Below are 8,478 nucleotides of genomic sequence, written 5' to 3' on the forward strand. Positions count from 1 at the left end.
GTGTAGAAAAACTGATTAGGATTTCAAGGAATCCAACAAGTTTTTGGAATCAGAAATTGTTGGGTCCAATGCTTTCGTAACCGTATTATAATTGAAGCGGTAAGTAATACGGAAACTTTGCGGATTCTCAGGCGGTATTTTGACCAAGACAGAATAATTGTCCGGTTCAACTGCCGTTGTAATGCTCCATTCAATCAATCCTCCGGCGGCAGGATGGCGGGAATTGATTAACTGTTCCAAAGTTTGCCCGTTAACCATCGGGAAATTTTTAACTTCCGTCAAGATGGCATCCATCGGATTTGCATTTTCTTCCATAGCAGGAGCGGCCGTGAGCGCATTTTCTACATCACTGGGCATTTGATCCGGTTGAACCAATTGTTCCGGCTCTGCCTGAGGAGCTTGTTGCTGGTCGGTAGTACCCAACATTTCATTTAATTGCTCATCTTGAGCCGGTTCTGTCGCAGTTGCTTTCTTTAAGACATTAAACTGTGCAGGAATGATGTCCAAGTAGGCAAGACCAACGTAAATCAAGGCTGCAAATACTAAGGCCACCAGTGTTCCCAAGATAACTTTAGTTAAACTGGAACCCGGTTGTTTGAAATCGGCCGCTTTCAGATCATGCTGTGCGTTAATGTCCAAGTCGGAATCTGTCAAATCTAATCGTTCAGAGTCAGCAGGTTCTTTCACCATAGGCACGGTCTTAATGTCCATAGATGCTCCACGTTTGGTGCGGATGGTATTTTCCAAAATAACTTTGGACATGGTAATATCATCTTTATCTTTACCGGGCACAATTTCTTCAATGCTTTCCCCGGTGATGGTAGCTTCCGTGGTTAATTTATCAGCGGGTTTGTCTGTAGCGGCCGCAATAGCAGCTAAGGCAGCAGCACCCGTGGCAGCGGCAGCAGCAGCACCGGCTTTGTCGTCTAACACGGTGTTACCCGTATTGGCAGACGGAATGAAATCGGAAATCAAATAAGTAGAACCTTCTTTTAGTTGCACTTCCGTCATGTCATTTGGATTATAAAATCCCTCTCCGGAAGGTAAAGATTGAGCTTCCGATTGTTGAGAATTTCCCTCAGCAGAGGACGTTTCCTCTTGTATTTCCGAGAAGGGAAAGTCTTGTGCAGGGGTCCGTTCCGTAAAAGCTTCTTCAAGATCGGCCTGTGAAATTAACTCGTCATCATCTTCTTTCTTTTCTGCACTTTCCAGTTTTTTGCCCGGCACTAATTCTTGTGCGGTTTGTGTGATTTCTTTTTGGGCTTCAATCGGATGAGCTTCTGGTTCTTCCCCTAATGCCGGCACCTCTTGGCCAAATTGCGCTGCAGGAGCAGGTTGCTCTTCGGGAGCCGTTTGTGTTTCAGACAAACTTTCTGCTGTGGGCTCGGGGATGGATGCCAAATTTAATTGAGGCTCTTCCGTTAGTTCTAAAGACGGCTTTTCAGCAGTTTCTTGCGGCAACTCCGCATTTTCCAAAGTGGGTACGTCAGAAGCAGGAGCTTGCTGTGCTTCTTCTATCGCTTGTGATAAAGCATCTTTCGGCTCTGCAGCGGGAGCGGTAATTTCATTGATAATTTCTTCCCGTTTTTCTTCTGTGACGGGCGCAGCAACTTCGGGCTCAGTAGCTTCTGGTGCAACAACTTCGGGTTCAGTAGCTTTGGGTTCTGTAACTTCGGGTTCAACAGCTACCGGCTCAGCGGTTGCTTCTTGCTCCGTTCCTCCCAAGGTGGCTGCGGTCAAAGCCACTCCGGCCGCGGCTGCGGCTGCGGTAACGGCAGTTGCTTTGGCGGGTGATAACAAATCTTGGAAAGTGGATTCTTTTTCTTCTTCGGGTTCTTGTTTGGCCCCGTACATAGAATCCAAAGCCGAGCGGAGGACTACTTCTTCTCCGTTTTTATCTTCGACAGTTGCGGAAGCGGCTTCATCTCCGATGTGAATTTCGTTTAAGAAATCAAGCGGTTTTTCTTCTTTTTCCGTGCCGGCTTGGGCAACAATTTGTTCGGCGTGATTGACTAAACTTTGCGTATTGGTGATAAGGGCATCCTCCACAACAGGTTCTTCTGTTGACGGAGCAGTCTGAACCGTTTGCACCGGAACGGCATGAATTTTTTCCATAGCGGCCTGTGTGGCAGCTGAGGCTTGCCACGTCTGGTCCAGCTTGGTTTTCATACCTTCAATTTCTTTGGTCAAACTGTCAATTTTATCAATTAAAACTTGTACAGCGGCCGCATCCATAGTCGCTTGTGCAGCCGTTGAAGCAGTTGCCTGTTGCACCGGCATCTCCTGCGCGGCAGGGGCGGCTGATGTATTGGTAGCCCCAAAATCAAACACAGAATTGGCTTTTACCCATTCTTGGTTTCCGCCATCTGCACAAATCAAAGTATCGGGAGAGAACCCTTCCAATGATGCTAATTGGCCTTCTTCATAAGGACCCACTACTTTATCGTTAATATAGACCCAGTATTTCATTTCTTTTTCACCCTAAATACGCAAGATAACTTACCCATGCTAACAGCATAGCAAAATTAGCAATACTTTGCACGGCTTTTTTACTTTTCTGTAAAATCTTCTTTTTCCTTGGCACTTAAGCGAGCTTTCTGATACATGGCCAGCAGCTTAGCCAATTCTTCCGAATTATTTTTATGTTGGTGAATGTTGACTAGCATATCCCCCACCAATTCAAGTGAGGTGCCGTTTTCCAACATTTCCAATACAAATTTTGAAATAGTGGCATTTGAAGTGCCGTTTAATTCCTCTACCAACGCTTGCAAGGCAAATTCGTGAGCGGACTGATTGGATTTCCAAAACGTATAAGAGGATAATGTCTTCTCAAAGAAAGCCATAATTTCATCAGCCGGTTTAGTGCCTAAATAATTTTTGAGTACTCGCGGAGCCAACCCTTTAGTCAATGTTTTTGCTTTTAAATCTCTCAGATATTCCGCTTGTTGTTGCGCCTCGGTTTGACTAAGGGTGCCTAATAAAACTTTACAGGCTAATTCTTTATTTTCCAGCGGATCTTGGCAATAGGGAAGTTGAGCTAATACTTCTGTAATTTCCGCTTGTACTTGTTCAAAATCTTTTTGTCCGGCGAAGTGTTGAGCCAGTTCATGTTCATAGCCGGCGAAGGTATCGTGTAAAGATAACGCATTGCATAATAAGATGCGTTCCCGTCTAAGAGAAGCCTTTTTCTGTGCTTTTTCAAACGTCGCTTCCGTGCCGTCTAACAGTACCTGTACGGCCAGCGCCAGATTTTCTTCTTTTTGTTGTACGTGTGGCAAACGTTTGAGCACGGCGTCAAATGTATCAACGATATCTTGCGGTGTTTTTTCTTTCAAATAACGGCAGGCAATAATCATCAAATCTTCTTCTAAAATTTGATCGTTGAGCAAATTGGAAGTCAATGTAATTGCTTGCGCATCTTTGGGCGTGATGGAACACAGCATGGTTTTGGCCGCTAAAGAAGCATTGAGTTTTTCGTTTGAATTTATTTTTTGCAACTCTTCAAACAAGGTGGTAAACAGTTGCATAAAGTCGGCCGCACCAGAGACGGTAAAAATGTTTAATAAAGAGGCGGTTGTTTGTACGGATAAATGATATTTATCCGCTACTTTATAAATGGCTTTTTTGTTATTATCCGGCAACTGAGGATGTGCCTTCAAATCATTCGTGGCAAAGGATAACAGAATATTTAGAGCGTGCTGTGCTTTGTCGGCATCCGGCATGGTTTTGTCGTCGCGTACGTCCTTTAAGGCGGCGGCAAATTCCGTATCAAAGAAGCGGCGTGAACCAAAAGAAGCATAATAATTAAGCAATAAATCCGTATCTTGCGAAGAGCAATCCAATGCATTTGTTAATTCGGAAATGGCAATTGCATTGTTATATACACGCAACTGACGCAGCGCAGCGGGCAATGTAATTTCATCTAATAAAATCTTGGCTACAATGGTATCGGCCATGGCGTTCGTTTCGCCTAATTGAGCGGCAATATCTGCGATATCTTGCTGTAAGCGGGATAATGTCTTGGTGCTTTCCAATGTATAGACCAATTTGGCGGCATAATCGTCGTCAATATTGGGCAACATTTTATAAATAGTTCCCAGCATTCCGCTGCGTTTGGTTGATTTTTCAGTCATACATTACCCTTTTAGCAAGATTTTAAAAAATGTTCTATTTGCTTGTTGAGTTTTTCTGCCAATTCATCGTTGACAATAAAAGCCAAATTGGCCCGAATGTTTTCCACACTGCACCGGACTGCACTCTTTAGCAAATGTTGTCCACAATAAATATCCGATAAAATAACAGGGGCAATGTCTTCTTTAATAGCGTCTAATTCTCTTAAACAGGTGATAGCCGTAGTGGCAGTATCTGCCGGGACCCGTGCGGCATAGGCCAGCGCATCTTGCATGGCTTGAAAGCGTGTAGGATTTTCTTTGGGCAATTTAGCCGCGACTACATAAGCAGCATACGCGGCTCCGTCTTCTTCGATTAAATGATTAAGCTGAGTTTTCAGCGCGGCCAATTTATGTATTGCATTTTCCAGCCGACCTTTTACCTCAGGAGCTGTAGTCTTTCTGCGATGGGTAGTTTGGGCGGCCATTAGTGCCAAACTGCAACCCATAGCGGCGGCCATAGCGGCTGCCGCCCCCCCGCCCGGAGTGGGGTCTGTGGAGGCTAAGGCTTGATTAAATTTTTCTGCTGCGGTGTACCATTCCATACTAACTCCTACATAATTGTGCCAGAAGGCAAATCTTCATACTTCTTTATTTTTAGCATTTTAAGACGGTCTTCATCAATGCCTGTTCGGCTAAAAAATACGTGTTCAATCGCGCTGGCCGGTGAAATATAAATACCGCGTTTGACTCCTTTCGGGTCCGTGCTGATACCCAGCCACACGCAGAAGGTGGTTAAATCCTTGAAGTCAGCCAATTCCAATTCCGCGGCGGCTTGCCGTAACCGTGTTACATCCCCAAAGCCGCATAATACGGCCGCGCTATGAAAACCGCATGACTTGGCCGCCAGTACATCTCGATGTGTATCCCCTACTACATATACTTGGTCGGCGGTAAATTTGCTTTTGAATTTTTTTTCGGCGCGTTTGACGGCGGCTGTTAACATTTCTTCCCGTGTGTGTCCGTCTTCGCCATAACCGCCAAATGTGAAGTAGGGCAATAAGCCGGAAGGTTCTAATTTAATATAAGCACCTTGTTCAATGTTACCGGTACCTAAACCGAGGGCAATCTCTTTTTCGTGTGCCAGTCTTTCTAATAATTTCTTGATACCCGGCACTAATTTATAGGATTTATTTTTGAGTGATTTCTTTATTTCTAGCGGTAAAAATTCCAAGTATTTGTTATGAATTTTTTTAAGCTCAGCCTTAGAGGCCTTTTTGTGCTTAACTAGCTCATATACGATAGAAAAATTGTCGGTGTCTGTACGGCCGGAAATTAAACTATGTTCAAATTTAGGCGTGATGCCATATAAAAATTTTATTGCTTGGATTAAAGCACTGCGGCCGGCCTGCCCCGTATATACTAAGGTGCCGTCCAAATCAAATAAAACTAATTTTTTCATTTCTTTTCTCCTTGCGGGGCAATTAGTCCGGTTACGATATACGCGCCGCCCATGGCTAAAACAAGGCCGGATACTTTTAACACGGTAAAACGGTCTAGCCCTAATAAAACCGACAAAATGAAAGTCATTACGGGGTAGGATAAAATAATAGCCGTTGCTTTGCTTAAGTCCATATGGCGTATGGCGTAATACCAAAAGCTATTACCGATAAAATAATTGAGAATAGCTGTAAAGGCTAACGTACCCCATAAAGTACCGGTTGGCGTAAATTGTATCCCCTGCGTAATGGCTACATATATTATAAGAAAAAATAGGGCCGGAAGGGCAAATAGAGCCCGTACGCACGCGATCGTTTGACTATCCATATCTGCGGGTAATTTTTTGGCGAAGATGTGGCTTAATTGAAACATCCATAAACAGCTGATAATCATCAAATCTCCTTTTAGCTGTACGGTATATCCGGCTTGCCACAAGAGCATCGTTACGCCTGCAATAATCAGCGCAGAGCCGCCCACTTGCCGCCAAGAAGGTCGTTCTTTGAGCAGCCACCACGTTAATAAAATGGAGTATATAATTTCAAACTGATTGAGGATAGCTCCGTTGGTAGGGGTGGTGTAATTCAGTGCAATCATAAATACGGTCATCGGAAGGGCCGTTCCTAAGGTGCCCAATCCCAGATATTGCCACATTAATTTTTTACTAAAAACAATATGCCAATTATGACTGCGTGTAATATGCGGCACAAAACAAAGAACTGCTCCGGCGCAGGCTAAAAATAAAAATAAAGCCGAGGTAATATAGGGAACAGCATATTTGGCGACGATTAAATTGACCGCCGTGATAAACCAAGCAATCCAGATAGCAGCAGTAGGACTTTTCATATTTTTTTCTCCTGTTGTTTTTGTACGATAAAGCTCATCCAGTAAGCTCCGCATAGTGTTAATATCATACCGAACAATTGATATAGGTGCGGGATTTCTATCCCAAGTAAAACAGATAAAACAAAAGATAATACGGGGTAGGACAAATAGATAGCGGTGACTTTACTTAAGTCTAACGCACGGATGGCCTGATACCATAAAATCATGGCCCATCCGTATTTCAAAATACCCGTATAAAGCAAAACCCAGGTGGTTTGAAAATTTGCTTTACAAAGCAGATTCCCCCCCTTTTGCCACATTAAAAATAACAGTAATAGAGTAAGTACCGGTAACGCATATAAATTGCGTGCGGCAGCAATGGTGCGATGGTGCAACTGCGATGGTAATTTTTTAGCCATACAAGAGGCGGCCTGAAACATCCACGGGCAGGCTACAATCATTAAATCTCCGCTCCAGCGCGGCGTGTAATGTTCTTTGCATAAAATCAGTAGTACGCCCGATAAAATCAGGGCACCGGCGGTAAGGGTTTTTTTCGTTGGGATTTCACGCAAAAAAATCCACGCAATTAATATGGAATAAATGAGTTCGCTTTGCTGTAAAATGGCGGCATTGGTGGGCGTTGTATAATGAAAAGCCCATAAGATAATGGAGAACGGCAGAGCCGTGCCAAAAGTGCCGATAAAGAGAAATTTTAGGCGTGTTTGTTTGGCAAACAGCACATGCCATTGTTTTTGTTTGGTCAGCCATGGAGCAAAAAACAGGACGGCCAATATCGTGCCTAAAAAACTTAACAAAACCGGGTTAATAAAGCCGACGGCATAATGTCCGGCAATCGGTGAAAGTCCTACAATTGCCCAACATAACCATGCGGCGAGCAAAGGATTCATAAAAACTCCGTGTGTGAGATATATAAATTATATCAAATATAGCTAAAGCGCCGACGGAAAAATAAGAAAATTTTGTCAGCACTGGTTATATTTGCTACAATGTAATCAGGAGTTTTCCCTCGTTGTAACAGATTTAAGCGCGGGTGGCGGAATTGGTATACGCGTGCGTTTGAGGGGCGCATGCCGCAAGGCTTGGGGGTTCGAGTCCCCCCCCGCGCAATAAAATATAAAATCCGGCTTTTAAGCCGGATTTTTATTTTATCGGGGAGCACGCAAACTGCTTTGCGTGCGTGGGGACGAGAAAGGCGGAGCGATGTTTTTGTTTGAGACGCGTGTTGTAAGCGGCGAAAGGCAAAAACCGCGAGCCCGGCCTGCAGGAAAAATCCGTCAGGATTTTTACCGGAAGGCGATATCCCCCGCGCATAAAATATAAAATCCGGCTTTATGCCGGATTTTAGTTTTATATGAGGGGAGCACGCAAACTGCTTTTAATCAGCGCATTTATGTGCAGCTGGGCAAGCAGCTCCTTCACAACATCCAGTGCCTTCATATACAACTTGCTGACAGCCGCCCCCTGCATTACAAATGGCTTTTCCTCCATCATGAATAGTGGCACCCCAACAGCCATCAAAAGAATTTGCTATGCAGGACCCACCGGCATATATTTGTGCCCGCCAACATCCATCCACTACATCTCCTATACAACTGGCCCCCGCATACACTTTTGCATTATTACATCCATGTACAGATGTGCCTTTACAAACCCCTCCTTCTTCAACAGTTGCATTTTGTACATTGGTGTATCCACACACGCCATCTTTATAGGGCATGCCATTTGCTTCACAACGGTCTTCTTCTGTTTTATAACACTTTGTTTGTTTATTAGACCATGTGCGGCTTACTCCGTCACACGTGGCTTTATCGATATTTTGATCTAACAAATAGGCCACGTATCCATCATCTGTCGTTTTTAAGTCTTGCCCCATTAAAAGTTTCTCACATAGCCGATTGGCCCGTTCATCTCCGCTTTTCGCTTCACAATGCAGTTGCACCAAGACCGCTCATCTCGGCGCTGGCGTTCAGCATGAAAAGGTCTTTTTGACGCATTTCCAGGTCTAGCGCATAATCCCGGACGAGAA

The 8,478-nt window shown here is 44.3% G+C and carries 7 protein-coding genes and 1 tRNA gene; 1 reads left to right on the forward strand and 7 read right to left on the reverse strand.

Annotated elements, in window-relative coordinates; genetic code table 11:
* Positions 1-15 precede the first annotated feature (15 nt).
* From IKN49_03020 to IKN49_03045, 6 genes are all read right to left on the reverse strand, one after another.
* On the reverse strand, positions 16-2,469 hold the full coding sequence (locus tag IKN49_03020) for a hypothetical protein (GenBank protein ID MBR3632020.1): 2,454 nt from the start codon (positions 2,467-2,469) through the stop codon (positions 16-18).
* 80 nt (positions 2,470-2,549) lie between these two features.
* A complete protein-coding gene (locus tag IKN49_03025; GenBank protein MBR3632021.1) occupies positions 2,550-4,133 on the reverse strand; it encodes a hypothetical protein in 1,584 nt (527 codons plus the stop codon).
* An 11-nt stretch (positions 4,134-4,144) separates the two neighbouring features.
* A complete protein-coding gene (locus IKN49_03030; protein ID MBR3632022.1) occupies positions 4,145-4,714 on the reverse strand; it encodes a cyclodeaminase/cyclohydrolase family protein in 570 nt (189 codons plus the stop codon).
* A gap of 8 nt (positions 4,715-4,722) precedes the next feature.
* Positions 4,723-5,571 (reverse strand): HAD family hydrolase, encoded by an 849-nt coding sequence (locus tag IKN49_03035; protein MBR3632023.1) that lies wholly within the window; start codon positions 5,569-5,571, stop codon positions 4,723-4,725.
* Entirely contained in the window at positions 5,568-6,452 is an 885-nt protein-coding gene (locus IKN49_03040) for a DMT family transporter (GenBank protein ID MBR3632024.1), read from the reverse strand. Before IKN49_03040 ends, IKN49_03035 begins: the two co-directional genes overlap by 4 nt.
* Positions 6,449-7,339, reverse strand: coding sequence for a DMT family transporter (locus tag IKN49_03045; GenBank protein ID MBR3632025.1), 891 nt, complete (start codon positions 7,337-7,339; stop codon positions 6,449-6,451). The genes IKN49_03040 and IKN49_03045 overlap by 4 nt, the downstream gene beginning before the upstream one ends.
* A gap of 137 nt (positions 7,340-7,476) precedes the next feature.
* Between IKN49_03045 and IKN49_03050 the strand changes: the two genes are divergently transcribed.
* A tRNA-Leu gene (locus IKN49_03050) sits at positions 7,477-7,558 on the forward strand.
* A 269-nt stretch (positions 7,559-7,827) separates the two neighbouring features.
* Here the strand turns inward: IKN49_03050 and IKN49_03055 are convergent.
* On the reverse strand, positions 7,828-8,394 hold the full coding sequence (locus IKN49_03055) for a hypothetical protein (protein MBR3632026.1): 567 nt from the start codon (positions 8,392-8,394) through the stop codon (positions 7,828-7,830).
* Between the last annotated feature and the right edge of the window lie 84 nt (positions 8,395-8,478).

Source organism: Elusimicrobiaceae bacterium, assembly GCA_017528825.1.
In the GTDB taxonomy this organism is placed as follows: Bacteria; Elusimicrobiota; Elusimicrobia; order Elusimicrobiales; family Elusimicrobiaceae; genus Avelusimicrobium.